This is a genomic window from Pseudomonas sp. BSw22131, assembly GCF_026810445.1.
GTDB classification, from domain to species: Bacteria; Pseudomonadota; Gammaproteobacteria; order Pseudomonadales; family Pseudomonadaceae; genus Aquipseudomonas; species Aquipseudomonas huanghezhanensis.
The window spans coordinates 4,018,131-4,033,915 of the sequence record NZ_CP113949.1 but is presented as its reverse complement, the minus strand read 5'-3'; the positions used below and the strand labels follow the sequence as shown (position 1 = coordinate 4,033,915).

Below are 15,785 nucleotides of genomic sequence, written 5' to 3'. Positions count from 1 at the left end.
GGAAACACCGCGTGCCCGGCAAGAGACAGTTGACCTCAGCGCATGAATCAAAAAAATCCAGAGCGGGTTCATCAACAATGCGTGGGATCTATTGGCACTCAAAGCTGCGGGGCAGGACGGTTTTCCTTTTTCACAAAATGCTGATGCATGTCCGCTGTCAGGGTTTCAATGCGCTCGCTCAGTTCTTTGGTCAGTTGCGTCAGCCGGGTGTTCTGCTCAAGCAGTTCGAGCATCTGCGCGGTGTTCTGGGCGGCGTGGGCGAGGCGTTCGTCGTTGGCCACCGCCAGCGCCTCGCGGTGTTGCGCGTCGGCATCGGCGTTGGCCTTGTCGCGGGCTGCCTGACGGGTCTGGGCAAGTAATATCAGCGGCGCTGCATAAGCCGATTGCAGGCTGAAGGCCAGGTTCAGCAGAATGAACGGGTACACGTCGAACGCCACCAGCCCGGTCACGTTAGCCACCACCCACAGCACCACAATCAACGTCTGCGCCCCCAGAAATGTCGGCGTGCCGAAGAACCGCGCAAACGCCTCGGCCTTGAGCGCAAATGCGTCATTGCCGAAGGTCGGCGCCAGGTGCGCATGGCCCTTGTGAAAGCGCAGATGATCCACCAGCGGTTTGCGTTTTGGGGTGTTGCTCGCGGGAGCTGAAGAGTCAGGCGCTGCGTTAGGCATGATGAGTTCCTGCGGACAAAGACATGCGCCACTATAGGCTCGGCCTCCGTGGCTTTGTATGGCCTTGTTGCGCGACCCACTGAACCTGCGCTGAACGGCCTGGGTTTGCGCCCGCTCTAAGTTTTTCCAGCGCGTATGGCCAAGCGTTCGACCCCGTCGTAACCGCGCTTTTTTGAGAGACCGGATCAACCCATGACAACCCTGCGTCTGATACTCGGCGATCAACTCAACCCGTGTCACAGCTGGTTTCAAGAGCAGCGCACGGACGTGATTTACGTGATGATGGAAATCCGTCAGGAGACCGACTACGTGCTGCATCACGCGCAGAAAATCCTCGCGATCTTTGCCGGGATGCGCGATCTGGCGCGGGTGCTTAAAACGCAAGGCCACCGGGTGCGCTACCTGCGGATCGATGACGTCCATAACCGCCAGTCTTTGCCCGCCAACCTCGACGCGCTCATCGAGCATTACGAGGCCGCGTGTTTCGAGTATCAGGCGCCGGATGAGTATCGCCTGGATCAGCAACTGGCCACTTGGTGTGCGCAGCTTTCCATTGAGTCGCGCATGGTCGACAGCGAGCACTTCTACACCGCTCGCGACGCCGCTGCCCGGCAATTCAGCGGACGCAAGCAGTGGTTGATGGAGCATTTCTACCGGCATATGCGCACCACCCACGATGTGTTGATGGACGCGCATAAAAAGCCCTCGGGCGGGCAGTGGAACTTCGATCACGACAACCGCAAGCGCTGGCCCGGCACCCCGTTCGAGCCTGAAGACATGCGCCCGCGTCACGACCACTCGGCGCTGTGGCAAAGCATCGTCGAGGCCGGCGTCGGCAGTTTCGGCAAGCCCGATGCAGAGCAGCTCGCCTGGCCTTTGAACCGGCACGAGGCATTACAGCAACTTGAAGACTTCATCGAACTGGCCTTGCCGCACTTCGGGGATTTTCAGGACGCGATGAGCGCTCATGCCTGGCGGATGTTTCACTCGCAACTGTCGTTTGCGATGAACACCAAAATGCTCAGCCCGCGTGAGGTCGTGGACCGCGCGCAGGCAGCGTATCGCTCAAGCGCGGCGCCCTTGCCTGCCGTCGAGGGCTTCATCCGGCAGATTCTGGGCTGGCGCGAATACGTGCGCGGGGTCTACTGGGCGCAAATGCCGGGCTATGACTTGCTCAATGCGTTTGGTCACGATCTGCCGCTGCCATCGTGGTTCTGGGATGGCCAGACTCAGATGCGCTGCATGGCTCACGCGATTGGCAGTTCACTGGACAACGCCCACGCGCATCACATCCAGCGACTGATGGTGATCGGCAACTTCGCGCTGCTCGCAGGGCTGGACCCGGCTCAGGTGCATCAGTGGTATCTGGGTGTGTATATCGACGCATTTGAATGGGTGGAATTGCCGAACACGTTGGGCATGAGCCAGTTTGCCGACGGTGGCATGCTGGCAACCAAGCCTTACGTATCGAGCGCAGCCTATATCGACCGGATGAGCGATTACTGCAAAGGCTGCTACTACGACAAGAAGCTACGCATTGGCGAGCGGGCGTGCCCTTATAACGCGTTGTATTGGGATTTTTTTCTGCGCAACAAGCAGCAACTGGAAGCCAACCACCGGCTGGGGATGGTTTACCGCACGCTGGGCAGGATGGAGGAGGCGGACGTTGTCGCGTTACAGGAGCAGTCCGCCACGTGGCGTGGAAACCTGGATGCGCTGTGATACCCGCGCTTGCGCCGTGACACTTCTTCGGTAGGGGCCAACTTATTGGCGAGGCGGCCAGCGAGGTGTTTCAGATACGCCGCTTCGCGAACAAGTTGGCTCCCACAGAGTGCGGTCGACCTATTCAATCCACCGGATCAGGGTGCAGCGGTTTGGTCTGCTGCATGATGGTTGCGTAGTCGAACACATACTGGCGCCCTGCATGGCTGGTCAGGCGCAGTCTGTCGATCAAAAGTCGCTCTTTCTTGTTCAGGTATCTCAACCCTTGGTGGTCACTGGACTTGAGGTGATCACGTTCATGGGCGTCAGGGAAAGCGATGACGTTCGTCATGAAATATCTCCTTTTAATGGGTCCTGTCTCCCGGCTCCATCTTCCGGGTTCACCGATTGTGTGCGACTGCTCACCTTACCCATAAAAAGTCTGACGCTTCAACCCTGCAAATGATCAACGGATCACAGGATTTGCACGATCTCGAAAGATTGCCGGGCGCCATTGACGTTGATCTCGACCGCGTCGCCGTCGAGCTTGCCCAACAGGCTTTGGCCAAGCGGCGCCTTCGCGGTGATGACAGTGACCAAGGCGTCGCAGTGATGCAGTTTTAACCCGGCGGCATCAGGCCCCAGAAACAGCTGCTGGCGCTGGCCGCTGGCGGATTCCAGAGTGATCAGGTCACCCGGTTGAATGCCGCGCTGGTCATCGTGCGGCTCAAGCGTGAACGCCTGATAACGCACCAGCGACTGGCGAATCTCTTCCACTCGTCGCGCTTGACCCGCCGCCAGATACGAGGCTTCGAGTCCCAGCGTGTCGTATTTGTTTTCAGCGATATTTTCTTCATGGGTTGCCGTTTCGTAGGCCGTTTGCGCGGCCCGCGTGGCGACATCGAGGTCGACCTTCAGCGTCTCGATGATCTGTAGCAAAACCTGCTGCTTGCTCATGGGGCTCGATTCATTCATTCGTCTGTATCAACCGCAGAATTGATAAACACTGGCGCGGCTCTTTTCGCTGGGCGCGGTCTGGTTCTGCTGCATCCAGAACTGACACTTGGGGCCATTGAAGGACCGCTGCCGCTCGGCCTGTTCGCCGTCCTGGGCCTGGCGCTGCTCGCTGTCGCGCAGGATCTGCCGGTACTGATCAAACATCGGGTTATCGCTCGGGGCTGCTGCTTTGGGCGGGGCCGGCGACGGCGCTATGAGCTGGGCGGCTGCGTTGCTCAGCGCCTGAGTCTGTTCAGCCGGGAGCATCTTGAACACCAGCCATCCGGTCAGCGCAATCGCGATGAATCCCAGCCAGATGCCCAGCGCAATGCACAGCAGCAGTTTCAGCGGATTGAGGGTGATGGGTATTTCGCGGCGGCGTGCTGAGGAGGGCATGACAGACTCCAGAGTTGGCATGAGAGGGATGCGCATGGACAGGCGCCGATTGTCGCACGTTCGGGGCTGGTGATCGTGCGCGGTTATGAAGGACAATCCGCACTTTTCGACATCCACGAGGAGCTGGGATGAGAGCCTCTTGGGATATTTTCTGCGCGGTTGTGGATAACTTTGGCGACGTGGGCGTGACCTTTCGTCTGGCCCGGCAACTGGTGGCAGAGCACGGGTTCGACGTGCGTCTCTGGATTGATGACTTATCGGCGTTCGCGCGATTGCGACCTGGCGCAGATTCAAAAGCTGCACGGCAAGTTTGCGACGGCGTCACGGTGTGTCACTGGCCCGCCGAGTGGCCGCCGGTCACACCTGCGGACGTGGTCATCGAAGCCTTCGCCTGTCGCTTGCCTGCGGTCTATCTGGACGCGATGCTCGCCTGCGAAAAAAGGCCGTTGTGGTTCAATCTGGAATACCTGAGCGCCGAAGACTGGGTGCCCGGCTGCCACGGCTTGCCGTCGATACAATCGTCGGGGCTGCGCAAGTACTTCTTCTTTCCGGGGTTCACTGACAAGACGGGCGGGCTGCTGCGCGAGGCGGGATTGATCGCGCAGCGTCAGGCGTTTCAGGCAGACGCGCAGTTACAGCGGTCCTTCCTGTCGCAATTGGGTATCGCCCCCGAATCCGGCGCACGGCTGGTGTCGCTGTTTGCCTACGAGCATTCCGGGCTGGGCAGTTGGCTTGATTGCCTGGCCTTCGATGATCGCAACACCCATTTGCTGGTGCCTGAAGGTCGGATCATCGGTGACGTGCAGCGTTGGCTTGGCATTGATGAGCTCAAGGCCGGTGATCTGAATCAACGCAATGCGCTGACGGTTCAGGTGTTGCCGTTCGTGCGGCAGGAGGACTACGACCGTCTGCTCTGGTGCTGTGAATTCAACGTGGTGCGTGGCGAAGACTCCTTCATCCGAGCGCAATGGGCTGGTCGGCCGCTGATCTGGCACATCTATGAACAGGACGATGACGCGCATTGGGCCAAGCTGGATGCGTTTCTGGAGTTGTACCAGGTGGGTCTGTCGCGGGAAGCGGCCCAGGTGCTCGGTGAGTTCTGCCACCGCTGGAATGCGGGGCAGGACATGCGCGAAAGCTGGCTTGGCCTTATGAAAAACTGGCCTGAATTGAGCGCCCACGCCGAGCGCTGGTGTCTGGATCAGGCTTTGCATAACGATCTGACGACTGCGCTAGTAAGCTTTTATCGAAATTCGCTATGATACGCGGCCTTGTATTAAGCCCTGTACGAAAAGTGGCTTTTCGTACAGGGCTTAGAAAGTACTTCCATCCAAATTCGGATATTCGTAATGAAAACTGGTAAAGAACTCAAACCCGGTACCGTGATCAGGCTCGAGAACGACCCTTGGCTGGTTCAGAAAGCTGAATTCACCAAGTCGGGCCGTAACAGCGCGATCATGAAGACCAAGCTGAAGAACCTGCTGACCGGCTACAAGACTGAAATCGTCTACAGCGCCGATGACAAGCTGGACGACGTGATCCTCGACCGTAAAGAAGCGACCCTGTCCTTCATCAGCGGCGACACTTACACGTTCATGGACACCACTGACTACACCATGTACGAACTGAACGCTGAAGACATCGAAGCCGTTCTGCCATTCGTTGAAGAAGGCATGACTGATGTCTGCGAAGCGATCTTCTTTGAAGAGCGTCTGGTTTCGGTAGAACTGCCGACCACCATCGTACGTGTGGTTGATTACACCGAAGGCTCCGCACGCGGTGACACTTCCGGCAAAGTCATGAAGCCTGCCAAGCTGAGCAACGGTACTGAGTTGCAAGTGGCTGACTTCATCGAAATCGGTGACCGCATCGAGATCGATACCCGCGAAGGCGGTTCCTACAAAGGCCGTGCAAAGTAAGCACAGCGTTGTAGCAGCACTGAAATGCAAAAAGCCCCGGCTCGCGAGAGTCGGGGCTTTTTTTTGTCTGCGGTTTTGGCGGCGTGGCGGCTAATGCCTTCGCGGGCAGCGCGCTCCTACAGTGGATCGCCTATTTCTGCAGGAGCGCGCTTGCCCGCGATAGGGCCCGTCAGCGCGCTGAATACTTCGGCTCAGACGCTAACGTGCAGACGAACATCTACGTTGCCGCGAGTGGCGTTCGAGTACGGGCAAACTTCGTGAGCGGCGTCGACCAGCGATTGTGCGTCGGCTTGCTCCAGGCCTGGCAGGCTGATTTTCAGGTCGATGTCCAGACCGAAACCACCAGGGATTTGGCCAATGCCGACGTCGGCGGTCACCGAAACATCTGCGGGAAGGCTGCGCTTGTTCTGGCCGGCGACGAACTTCAATGCGCCGATAAAGCAAGCCGAGTAACCCGACGCGAACAGTTGCTCGGGGTTGGTGCCGTCACCGCCTGCGCCTCCGAGTTCTTTCGGGGTGCTCAGCTTGACGTCCAACGCGTTGTCGCTGGAAACAGCACGGCCATCACGGCCACCGGTAGCGGTTGCAACTGCGGTGTAGATAACTTCCATGGTGTATTCCTCGTTTGTCGATTCATGGATTTGGTGTGTCTGCGTGGTGCAAGATGTTTGTGCGCTAAGCAGTTGAGATAAATGTAGTGCTGTGTTGTTTTGCGCGCAAGATAAATTTTGAAATTTTTTTGAGTCTGTTCCGCTTCGCCAAGATGTTACGAAGCGGGTGTGACGTTTTAAAGCACGGGGGCTTGGGTCAAAGACGTCAAAGACTGTCGTTCAGGTTGGCGCGAAGATCGATAAGTTTCTGCTGCAGGTCACGCAACAGTTCAACGCTGATCCCGCTGGCTGCCAGGATGCAATGCGGGACCGTGAGCGCTTCCTGTTGCAGCGCCTTGCCTCGCTCGGTCAGGTACAACTGCACCACGCGCTCGTCTTCTTTGCTGCGCACGCGATCAAGCAAGCCGTCGGCCTCAAGACGTTTTAATAACGGCGTCAGCGAACCCGGGTCGGTGAGCAGACGGGCGCTGATCTCTCCGACCGTGATCGCGTCCCGCTCCCACAACACCAGCATTGCCAGGTATTGCGGGTAGGTCAGACCAAGCGCTTGCAGCAACGGCTTGTAAACCTTGGTCATCATCAATGAAGTGGAATACAGCGCGAAGCACAACTGGTTGTCGAGCAGCAACGCGTCGCAGTTGCCAGCGGCGGAGGTCTTGACGTCATTGTCGGCAGTCATCGAGGGTTCCTCGTGGTGGTCTTTGGCGCCTAATTTAGTGCCGCATTCTTTAATGCACCAGATAAATCCTACAGCAGGTTGCGAGGCTGGATGCGCGGTGATGTATCGAAGTGCCGGCGCGCGCGAGCGTTGTACTACTTGCAGTCTGCCGATTTCCCTACGCTGACGGACTGGTTAGCATGCGCTCAGCATTTGAAACGAGGAGTGATGCGTGATCGAGATGTTGATGCACCTGTTGCTCGGCGCCGCGATGGGCACGCTGGGTGGCTTGTTCGGGATTGGCGGCGGGCTGGTGGCGATTCCGGCACTGGGCGTGTTGTTCGGCCTTGATCAGCAATTGGCCCAAGGCACTGCGCTGTTGATGGTATTGCCCAACGTCTTGCTGGCGTTGTGGCGCTACAACCAGCGCAACCGGATTTCGGTCCGCAACGCCATGATGTTGATCGTGCCTAGCTTCATCGCGTCCTGGCTGACCTCGTTGTGGGCGGTCAGGGTCGATCCGCAAAGCATGCGTATCGGTTTTGTCGGGTTTTTAGTGGTGTTGACGTTGTTCAACCTGATCCAGATGTTCTGGCGCAAAGGTGGCGCCGGTCCCGAGCTGCGCCATGGCAGGTGGCTGTGTTTGCTGGGATTGGGTTCCGGTGTCACGGCCGGGCTGTTCGGGGTGGGCGGCGGGGTCATCGCCACGCCTATCCTGACCGGCGTTTTCGGTGCTACGCAGGTCGCTGCGCAAGGATTGGCTCTGGCACTGGCAGCCCCCAGTACCGCCATTACCCTGACGACTTACGCGGTGCATGATCACGTCAACTGGGCCATGGGCATACCGCTTGCGATTGGCGGTCTGGCGAGTATCAGTTGGGGCGTGGCGCTGGCCCACAGTCTGCCGGAGCGCATGTTGCGCTCGCTGTTCTGTGTTTTTCTGGTGTTGTGCGCGGTGCTGCTGCTGTTTCGCCTCTGACGTCTACAGCTTGAAGCCCTCCGCAATGTGGTCGGCGAGACACTCGGTGATCGGTGAAGGATTGTTCGGATTGCGCAGCAGGACGATGCTCGCGGAGGGCAGTTGCGGCAGGTTTTCCTGATCGCCGAGAATCCGCAGGTCAGGCGTGATCAGGCTTTGCAATTGCGCCGTCACCGCCAGGCCGGCGCTGACCACTGCCATGATCGCCGACAGGCTGGCGCTGGTGTAGGCGATGCGGTATTCACGCTGCATCGCCTCCAGCGCGTTGACCGCCCATGAACGACAAAAACAGTCCGAATTGAACATTGCCAGCGGCATTGGCGTTTGTTCGTGTGGGCAAAAGCCGACCGCTTCAGCCCAAACGAATCGCTCCTGACGCAGGATCTGTCCGATTTCCTTGCCGGGCTCCCGGGTGACGATGCTCAGATCAAGGTCTTGCCGCAACAGCAACTGGCTGGACGACTCGCAGTGCACCTCCACTTGCACCAGCGGGTAAGTCTGCGCGAAACGCGACAGAATCCCTGGCAAAAAGCGCATGACGTAGTCATCGGGAGTGCCGATTTTGACCGTGCCGATCATGTGCGGCTCACGTAGCGTATTGAATACTTCGCTGTGCAGTTTGAGGATGCGCCGCGCATAGCCGAGCAGCACCTGGCCTTCTGCGGTGAGGTTGAGCGTGCGCCCGTCTTTCTGAAAAAGCGGTCGCTGCACCACGTCTTCTTCAAGGCGTTTCATCTGCATGCTGACCGCCGACTGTGTGCGATTGACGGCCTCGCCTGCGCGGGTAAAGCCGCCCTGGTCGGCAATCGCGACGAAGGTGCGCAGCAGTTCGCTGTCGATACTTGGGTAGGTCGCCATACATCAATTCCCTAGATGCAATACATTACAAACATTCGTTGGATTGATCATAGCCCCAGCGCAACACTCTGCCCATCCCCAACTGGAGGGCAAGAAGATGAAAAGTCAAAAAGGTTACGTGCTGGTACTCAAAACACTGTCTCGCGATTCGTTCGTCGAGCGCGCCTTCTCCTCGCTCGTCGGCCACATGCGGCGCTGGCTTCAGTTGCACCGCGAGCGTCGGCAACTGGCGAGCATGAGTGACGACGCGCTGAAGGACATCGGCTTGAGTCGGGCTGATGTCCTTCAGGAAGTCGAACGCCCATTCTGGGACGATCCGATGAAACACTGACAGCTGCGGTGGTGATCGGTTAGGTTTGTGTATCGATCAGGAGAACCTGAATGGCTGTGCAACCGACCTCTCATCAAGCGCTGTCGCTCAAACAGGCGCGTCGTGTGGCGCTGGCCGCCCAAGGCTTCAACGGGCGTCAGCCGCCAGCGCAGATCAAGGCCAGCCATGTTCGGCAATTGATCGAACGCCTCGGGGTATTGCAGATCGATTCGGTGAACGCGCTGGTTCGCTCGCATTACCTGCCGCTGTTTTCGCGCTTGGGAACCTACTCGCAATCGTTGCTGGATGAAGCCGCCTGGAGCCAGGGCCGGCATCGCACTCTTTTTGAATACTGGGGCCATGAAGCCTCTCTGCTGCCCGTCTCGTTTTACCCGTTGATGCGCTGGCGCATGCAGCGTGCGTTGCAGGGCGAAGGCATTTATCAGCAAATGGCCAAATTCGGACGTGAGCAACAGGCGACAATTGGCCGGGTATTGCAGACCGTCCGGGATCAGGGTGCGCTGGGCGCCGGCAGTATCAGCACGCGTCAGGAGCGCGCCGGGCCCTGGTGGGACTGGAGCGCAGAAAAGCACGCGCTGGAGTGGCTGTTTGCCGCCGGGGAAGTGACGGTTGCCGGGCGTCGCGGTTTCGAGCGGCTGTACGATTTGCCCGAACGGGTGCTGCCATCGGCCGTGCTCAATCATGCTGAGATGTCTGAGGGCGAGGCTCAGCGTGGGTTGTTGTTGCACGCCGTCAAGGCGTTGGGCGTTGGCACTGAAAAGGATATCCGCGACTACTTTCGGCAGGACTCCGCGCCTGCCAAAGCCGGGTTGGCAGAACTGGTAGAAGCGGGCCTGATTGAAGCCGTGCGCGTCGAAGGCTGGAAGCAACCGGCGTATGCGCTGACCGGCCTGAAAGTACCGCGCAAAATCGAGGCAAGCGCGTTGCTGTCACCGTTCGATTCGTTGGTCTGGGAGCGTGCGCGAACCGAGCGACTGTTTGACTTTCGCTATCGGCTGGAAATCTACACGCCGCAGATCAAGCGCGTGTACGGCTATTACGTCCTGCCTTTTTTGTACAACGAACACATCGCCGCCCGCATCGATTTGCGTGCAGCGCGCGCGGGCGGTCGCCTTGCGGTGCACGCCGTTCATGAAGAATCGTCGGGGCTGGACGAGCAGGGCATGCAGGCCTTGGCCCGCAACCTGCGGCAACTTGCAGACTGGCTGGGTCTGCCGCAGATTCAGATCAGTTGCCAGCGCGCGAGTGCCGCGCGCTTGCGACTGGCGTTTATCGCGTCTTCGCACGATTTTCTCTAGCGTTATCCGGCGTGTTACCGCCGTACCTCTTTCAACGTCTCGGCAATCAGGAACGCCAACTCGAGCGACTGGTCGGCGTTCATCCTCGGATCACAATGAGTGTGGTAACGGTCTGACAAGCCGTCCTCGGTAATCGGGCGCGCCCCTCCGATGCATTCGGTGACATTCTGCCCGGTCATCTCGATATGAATGCCGCCCGCGTAAGTGCCCTCAGCCTGATGCACCTGGAAGAATTGCTTCACTTCGCCAAGGATCTGCGCGAAGTCGCGGGTCTTGTAACCACTGCTCGCCTTGATCGTGTTGCCGTGCATAGGGTCAGAACTCCACAGCACCTTTTTGCCCTCACGCTCGACCGCACGGATCAATCCAGGCAAGTGGTCGCCGACCTTGTCGGCGCCCATGCGCGCAATCAGATTGAGTCGCCCGGGATCGTTCTCCGGGTTGAGGATGTCGATCAGCCTGATCAGATCGTCGGTTTTCATGCTCGGCCCGACCTTGACGCCAATCGGGTTGTTGACGCCGCGCAGAAACTCGACGTGAGCGCCATCGAGTTGTCGGGTGCGGTCGCCGATCCAGAGCATGTGCGCCGAGCAATCGTAGAAATCATTGGTCAGGCTGTCGCGCCGCACGAACGCTTCTTCGTAATTAAGCAGCAACGCTTCGTGGGCGGTGAAAAAGCTGGTCTCGCGCAACTGGGGCGATGTATCCATGCCACAGGCGCGCATGAAGGCCAGCGTTTCGTCGATGCGGTCGGCCAACTGGCTGTATTTATTCGACAGCGCCGAGTTGGCGATGAAATCCAGGTTCCATTTGTGGACTTGATGCAGGTCTGCAAAGCCACCTTGGGCAAATGCCCGCAGCAGGTTCAGCGTTGCCGTGGACTGGTGATAGGCCTGCAACAGGCGGTCCGGGTCCGGCACGCGGCTTTTTTCGTCAAAGCCGATACCGTTGACGATGTCGCCGCGGTAGGCCGGGAGCGTCACTCCATCGATCGTTTCATCGTTGGAGGAGCGCGGCTTGGCGAACTGGCCAGCCATTCGCCCGACCTTGACCACCGGACAGCCCGCGGCGAAGGTCATGACGATTGCCATCTGCAGCAACACCTTGAAGGTGTCGCGAATCTTCGCCGCCGAGAATTCGAAAAAACTTTCTGCGCAATCCCCGCCCTGCAGCAGAAAGGCGCGGCCCTCGGTCACCTCGGCAAACTGTCGACGCAGCTCGCGGGCTTCGCCTGCGAACACCAGAGGCGGGTAGCTCGCCAGGGTTTGTTCGACGCGCAACACGTGCGCTGCGTCGGGGTACTGAGGTTGCTGCTGAATGGGCAAGGCCCGCCAGCTGTCGGGGGTCCAGGGTTGGCTCATCATGAACTCGAGGTCAGTGCGATCGGACGGGCATGTTAGCAGTCCGGGTCGGGACAGCGCGAAATCTGTCGGATCGCCGGGTCGCGCTTGCCTGCGACCGGGCGCAGAGACGACAATCCGCGCTTTCGCGCTCGGGTTCGGGCGCGCGCCACGCTGTAGGAGCGGCAATGACTGAGGAGCGCGTAGAGCGCGTATTGGCTGAGGTGCATGACGCCTTCGGCATGATTCGCGTGCTGGAAGTGGACGAGTATCGCTTCCTCGAATTTGGCGACGCCATCGAGCAGAGCTGCACCTTTACCGCGGATCCGGCATGGCTGGAATACGATTACACGCGTGCCATGCTGATCGGTGCGTTATGCCACCCTTTGCCTGAAAGTGCTCTGTTCATGGGCCTCGGTGCAGGCACGTTGACCCAGGCTTGCCTGAAGTTTCTGCCGCTGGACGACGTCGAAGCCATTGAGCTGCGTCCGGATGTGCCGCGCCTGGCCATGGAGTACATGGGGCTGGCGGACGATCCGAGGTTATACATCCGCATCGGCGATGCGCTGGAATTGCTGCCCAGCGCCGAATCGGCTGATCTGATCTTCGTCGACCTATATACCGACACCGGTCCCGGGGTTGGGCATCTGGCGTGGAATTTCCTGGAAAGCTGTCAGCAGCGGCTCAACCCGGGCGGCTGGCTGGTTATTAATCAGTGGGCGTCCGACGACGGCAAACCGCTGGGCGCGGCGTTGCTGCGCGGGCTCTATCACCGCCACTATTGGGAGTTGCCCGTCAAGGAGGGCAACGTGATTTTGATCGTGCCGGCTGACCTCGATCAGACCCTCGACCTCGATGCGCTCAATCAACGTGCCGACACGCTGGCGCCAGAACTGGGTTATTCGCTCTCGACGCTGATCAAGGCCGTGCGTCCTGCCAGCTGATTGTCTGCGCAGCACCTTGGCTCATGGCTGGATTTTTGCGATTGGGGAGGATCGAAGCAGGGCGCCAGGGCTGCACGAGGTTAAACGATTAAGCTTTAGCCGCAGCCTTATCGGGCTTTGTAGACGAATACACGGTCAAGAGTTTGCGCAAAGCCTGTGACAGTTGGACGCAGGGCCCGATGTGTGTCAAAAAAAACCCTCACATTTTTGCGCAATTCCGGTATAGTGCGCGCCGGCCTTTAACAGGGCCCTCGCCACGGTATTGGTCTTCGAAGCCATCTTCGAACACTCGTTCGCTCGCGAACTATCCTTGACGATCCATTCATCAATACGTTTTCGCAAATCCCCGCCGACAAAGCAGCCAGGGCGACTCTAGGGTCTTACACGGCACGCGCAGCTTTGGAGCATGGGTCTTTGCGGATGCACTCAGAGGCAGACCCATGACCCAGGAAACCGGCGGCTTCGCCGCTCTTGAACTTCACCCGAACATTGTTGCAGCCGTTGTTGCTACCGGCTACGAAGAGCCATCGGCTATTCAGCAGCAATCGATCCCTATCATTCTTGCCGGTCACGACATGATCGGTCAGGCGCAGACCGGTACCGGTAAAACCGCTGCCTTCGCACTGCCGATCCTGCACCGCATCGATCCGACCAAGCGTGAGCCGCAAGCGCTGATCCTCGCGCCGACTCGCGAACTGGCCCTGCAAGTAGCTACCGCTTTCGAAACCTACGCCAAGCAAATGCCGGGCGTGACGGTCGTGGCTGTCTACGGCGGTGCGCCGATGGGCCCACAGCTGAAAGCCATCCGCAACGGCGCGCAAATCGTCGTCGCCACCCCGGGTCGTCTGTGTGACCACCTGCGTCGTGACGAAAAAGTCCTGGCTACCGTGAACCACCTGGTTCTCGATGAAGCGGACGAAATGCTCAAACTCGGTTTCATGGACGACCTCGAAGTCATCTTCAAGGCCATGCCTGAAACCCGCCAGACCGTACTGTTCTCGGCCACGCTGCCGCAGTCGATCCGCGCAATCGCCGAGCGTCACCTGCGTGATCCAAAGCACGTCAAGATCCAGAGCAAGACCCAGACCGTTACCGCGATCGAACAGGCTCACCTGTTGGTTCACGCTGACCAGAAGACCTCTGCCGTTCTGAGCCTGCTGGAAGTCGAAGATTTCGATGCGCTGATCATGTTCGTGCGTACCAAGCAAGCCACTCTTGATCTGGCAAGCGCCCTTGAAGCCAAAGGCTACAAGGCTGCTGCACTGAACGGCGACATCGCCCAGAACCAGCGTGAGCGCGTTATCGACTCGCTCAAGGATGGCCGTCTGGACATCGTTGTAGCGACCGACGTTGCTGCCCGTGGTCTCGACGTTCCGCGTATCACCCACGTATTCAACGTGGACATGCCTTACGATCCGGAAGCCTACGTTCACCGTATCGGCCGTACCGGTCGTGCAGGTCGCGAAGGTCGCGCATTGCTGCTGGTAACGCCGCGTGAGCGTCGCATGCTGCAAGTGATCGAGCGCATGACCGGTCAGAAAATCGCTGAAGTACGCCTGCCAGATGGCCAGGCAGTGCTCGATGCGCGCATCAAGAAGTTGACTAACAGCCTGTCGCCGCTGGTTGCCGATGCTGAGTCGACTCACGGCGAACTGCTTGATCGTCTGACTGCAGACATCGGTTGCAGCCCTCGCGCTCTGGCCGCTGCTCTGCTGCGCAAGGCTACCAACGGTCAGGCTCTGACCCTGGGCGCCATTGAGAAAGAACGTCCATTGGTGCCTAACAGTGCGCCGCGTGAGCGTTCGGACCGTTCCGGCTCGGACCGTCCTTCGGGCGACCGTCCAGACCGTGGCGATCGTGAGCGTCGTGCTCCAGTGCCATTGGCTGAAGGCCGCGCGCGTTGCCGTACTGCGCTGGGCGCACGTGATGGCATCGCTGCCAAAAACCTGTTGGGTGCAATCCTTAACGAAGGTGGTCTGGCTCGCGAAGCAATCGGTCGCATCCAGGTGCGTGACAGCTTCAGCCTCGTCGAGCTGCCTGAAGACGGTCTCGAGCGTCTGCTTGCCAAGCTGAAAGACACCCGCGTTGCCGGAAAGCAGTTGAAGCTGCGCCGTTATCGCGAAGACTGATCAGTGTTGAGCTGACAGTCTGAAATAAAAAATCCCCGACTGGTTCGGGGGTTTTTTTTACCTGTGGATTTGTGCGGTAAGCGAGGTCCATGCACGTTGCGAACACGCTGTTAAAGCGTGGCGTGCTGGCCTTATCCGAACCGGTAGATGTCCATCCCAAGGGCGCCCATGGTGAATCCCTGGTGAGCAATGCTGAAATCCCCGCCCGCGCCGCGCGCAAAGTACAGCGGGAGCAAATGTTCGTCGGTGGGGTGGTTGCGTGCCGCATGAGGCGCTTGCCGTCGATAGTCGTGCAGCGCTCGCTCGTCGTTGGCTGCGAGCTTATCGATCATCCAGTCCCGGAAGTCCTTCGCCCATTGCTCAACGCTTTCAGGGCCGGCGTGCCAGTCCAGTTCTCGCAGATTGTGGGTGATGCTGCCGGAACCGATGATCAGCACCTGTTCTTCTCGTAATTGTGCCAGTGCCTTGCCCGCGCGGGTTTGCAGAGCAGGCCCCATGCGTGAGGGCAGGGACACCTGAACCACCGGAATATCCGCCAAGGGGTACATCAGCGACAGCGGCACCCATACGCCATGATCGAAGGGGCGCGTGTTGTGTACCCGTGCTGCAAGATCACTGTCCGCCAGCAAATCCACCACCTGCCGCGTCATCTCGGGCAGACCTTTGGCCGGGTATTGCACTGCGAACAACGCAGCTGGAAACCCGCCAAAGTCATGCCATGTCTCAGGCTCAGCGTTAGCGTTGACCAGCAGTTCGTCGCTTTCCCAGTGCGCGGAGACGATCACGATGGCGCGCGGTCTGGGCAGTTCTGCGGCGAGACGTGTTAGTGCAGGGCCACTTGCGCCGGGCTCCAGCGCAAGCATGGGCGAACCATGAGAGATGAAGAGGCTGGGAAACATATCGGCCATCCTGAGGGGGTAAGATGCGCCATGATCAGGCAGATCATTGATCTAA

Annotated in this window: 17 protein-coding genes; 8 read left to right on the top strand and 9 right to left on the bottom strand. The window is 59.2% G+C overall.

The features are described 5' to 3' along the window. Window positions 1-98: 98 nt before the first annotated feature. The gene (locus tag OYW20_RS18080; RefSeq protein ID WP_268797303.1) at window positions 99-671 is read right to left on the bottom strand and encodes a DUF1003 domain-containing protein; all 573 of its coding nucleotides are present in this window, start codon (window positions 669-671) and stop codon (window positions 99-101) included. A gap of 192 nt (window positions 672-863) precedes the next feature. Here OYW20_RS18080 and OYW20_RS18075 point away from each other — a divergent pair, with 192 nt between their 5' ends. Next, the gene (locus OYW20_RS18075) at window positions 864-2,393 is read left to right on the top strand and encodes a cryptochrome/photolyase family protein (RefSeq protein ID WP_268797302.1); all 1,530 of its coding nucleotides are present in this window, start codon (window positions 864-866) and stop codon (window positions 2,391-2,393) included. 124 nt (window positions 2,394-2,517) lie between these two features. Here the strand turns inward: OYW20_RS18075 and OYW20_RS18070 are convergent, their stop codons facing one another. The 3 genes from OYW20_RS18070 to OYW20_RS18060 all read right to left on the bottom strand — a co-directional run bounded on the left by OYW20_RS18070 (window position 2,518) and on the right by OYW20_RS18060 (window position 3,764). After that, a complete protein-coding gene (locus OYW20_RS18070; RefSeq protein ID WP_268797301.1) occupies window positions 2,518-2,724 on the bottom strand; it encodes a hypothetical protein in 207 nt (68 codons plus the stop codon). A 122-nt stretch (window positions 2,725-2,846) separates the two neighbouring features. Then, window positions 2,847-3,329, bottom strand: coding sequence for a GreA/GreB family elongation factor (locus OYW20_RS18065; RefSeq protein WP_268797300.1), 483 nt, complete (start codon window positions 3,327-3,329; stop codon window positions 2,847-2,849). Window positions 3,330-3,356: 27 nt separating this feature from the next. Next, the gene (locus tag OYW20_RS18060; protein ID WP_268797299.1) at window positions 3,357-3,764 is read right to left on the bottom strand and encodes a hypothetical protein; all 408 of its coding nucleotides are present in this window, start codon (window positions 3,762-3,764) and stop codon (window positions 3,357-3,359) included. 128 nt (window positions 3,765-3,892) lie between these two features. Between OYW20_RS18060 and earP the strand changes: the two genes are divergently transcribed. Both earP and OYW20_RS18050 read left to right on the top strand, forming a co-directional pair. Then, window positions 3,893-5,026, top strand: coding sequence for an elongation factor P maturation arginine rhamnosyltransferase EarP (gene earP / locus OYW20_RS18055; protein ID WP_268797298.1), 1,134 nt, complete (start codon window positions 3,893-3,895; stop codon window positions 5,024-5,026). A gap of 87 nt (window positions 5,027-5,113) precedes the next feature. Next, entirely contained in the window at window positions 5,114-5,683 is a 570-nt protein-coding gene (locus OYW20_RS18050; RefSeq protein ID WP_032626910.1) for an elongation factor P, read from the top strand. A 191-nt stretch (window positions 5,684-5,874) separates the two neighbouring features. Here the strand turns inward: OYW20_RS18050 and OYW20_RS18045 are convergent, their stop codons facing one another. Together OYW20_RS18045 and OYW20_RS18040 are read right to left on the bottom strand one after the other, a co-directional pair. Beyond that, entirely contained in the window at window positions 5,875-6,294 is a 420-nt protein-coding gene (locus OYW20_RS18045) for an organic hydroperoxide resistance protein (protein WP_268797297.1), read from the bottom strand. Between the two features lie 205 nt (window positions 6,295-6,499). Then, a complete protein-coding gene (locus tag OYW20_RS18040; RefSeq protein ID WP_268797296.1) occupies window positions 6,500-6,973 on the bottom strand; it encodes a MarR family winged helix-turn-helix transcriptional regulator in 474 nt (157 codons plus the stop codon). Between the two features lie 211 nt (window positions 6,974-7,184). Between OYW20_RS18040 and OYW20_RS18035 the strand changes: the two genes are divergently transcribed. Next, window positions 7,185-7,931, top strand: a complete 747-nt coding sequence (locus OYW20_RS18035; protein ID WP_268797295.1) for a sulfite exporter TauE/SafE family protein — start codon at window positions 7,185-7,187, stop codon at window positions 7,929-7,931. A 3-nt stretch (window positions 7,932-7,934) separates the two neighbouring features. Here OYW20_RS18035 and OYW20_RS18030 read toward each other — a convergent pair whose 3' ends face one another. Further along, window positions 7,935-8,789: a LysR substrate-binding domain-containing protein gene (locus OYW20_RS18030; RefSeq protein ID WP_268797294.1), complete on the bottom strand. Its 855-nt coding sequence runs from the start codon at window positions 8,787-8,789 to the stop codon at window positions 7,935-7,937. A 97-nt stretch (window positions 8,790-8,886) separates the two neighbouring features. Here OYW20_RS18030 and OYW20_RS18025 point away from each other — a divergent pair, with 97 nt between their 5' ends. After that, complete coding sequence (locus tag OYW20_RS18025) at window positions 8,887-9,120, top strand: DUF1127 domain-containing protein (protein ID WP_268797293.1); 234 nt, start codon at window positions 8,887-8,889, stop codon at window positions 9,118-9,120. Between the two features lie 50 nt (window positions 9,121-9,170). Then, window positions 9,171-10,418 carry a winged helix-turn-helix domain-containing protein gene (locus OYW20_RS18020; RefSeq protein ID WP_268797292.1) on the top strand — a complete coding sequence of 416 codons (1,248 nt, stop codon included), beginning with the start codon at window positions 9,171-9,173 and terminating at the stop codon, window positions 10,416-10,418. A 14-nt stretch (window positions 10,419-10,432) separates the two neighbouring features. Here the strand turns inward: OYW20_RS18020 and OYW20_RS18015 are convergent, their stop codons facing one another. After that, window positions 10,433-11,779 carry a class II 3-deoxy-7-phosphoheptulonate synthase gene (locus tag OYW20_RS18015; RefSeq protein WP_268797291.1) on the bottom strand — a complete coding sequence of 449 codons (1,347 nt, stop codon included), beginning with the start codon at window positions 11,777-11,779 and terminating at the stop codon, window positions 10,433-10,435. Between the two features lie 167 nt (window positions 11,780-11,946). Here OYW20_RS18015 and OYW20_RS18010 point away from each other — a divergent pair, with 167 nt between their 5' ends. Then, window positions 11,947-12,702 (top strand): spermidine synthase, encoded by a 756-nt coding sequence (locus OYW20_RS18010; protein ID WP_268797290.1) that lies wholly within the window; start codon window positions 11,947-11,949, stop codon window positions 12,700-12,702. Between the two features lie 440 nt (window positions 12,703-13,142). Beyond that, window positions 13,143-14,831, top strand: coding sequence for a DEAD/DEAH box helicase (locus tag OYW20_RS18005; RefSeq protein WP_268797289.1), 1,689 nt, complete (start codon window positions 13,143-13,145; stop codon window positions 14,829-14,831). A 131-nt stretch (window positions 14,832-14,962) separates the two neighbouring features. Here OYW20_RS18005 and OYW20_RS18000 read toward each other — a convergent pair whose 3' ends face one another. Continuing rightward, window positions 14,963-15,730: a DODA-type extradiol aromatic ring-opening family dioxygenase gene (locus OYW20_RS18000; protein WP_268797288.1), complete on the bottom strand. Its 768-nt coding sequence runs from the start codon at window positions 15,728-15,730 to the stop codon at window positions 14,963-14,965. Window positions 15,731-15,785 lie beyond the last annotated feature (55 nt).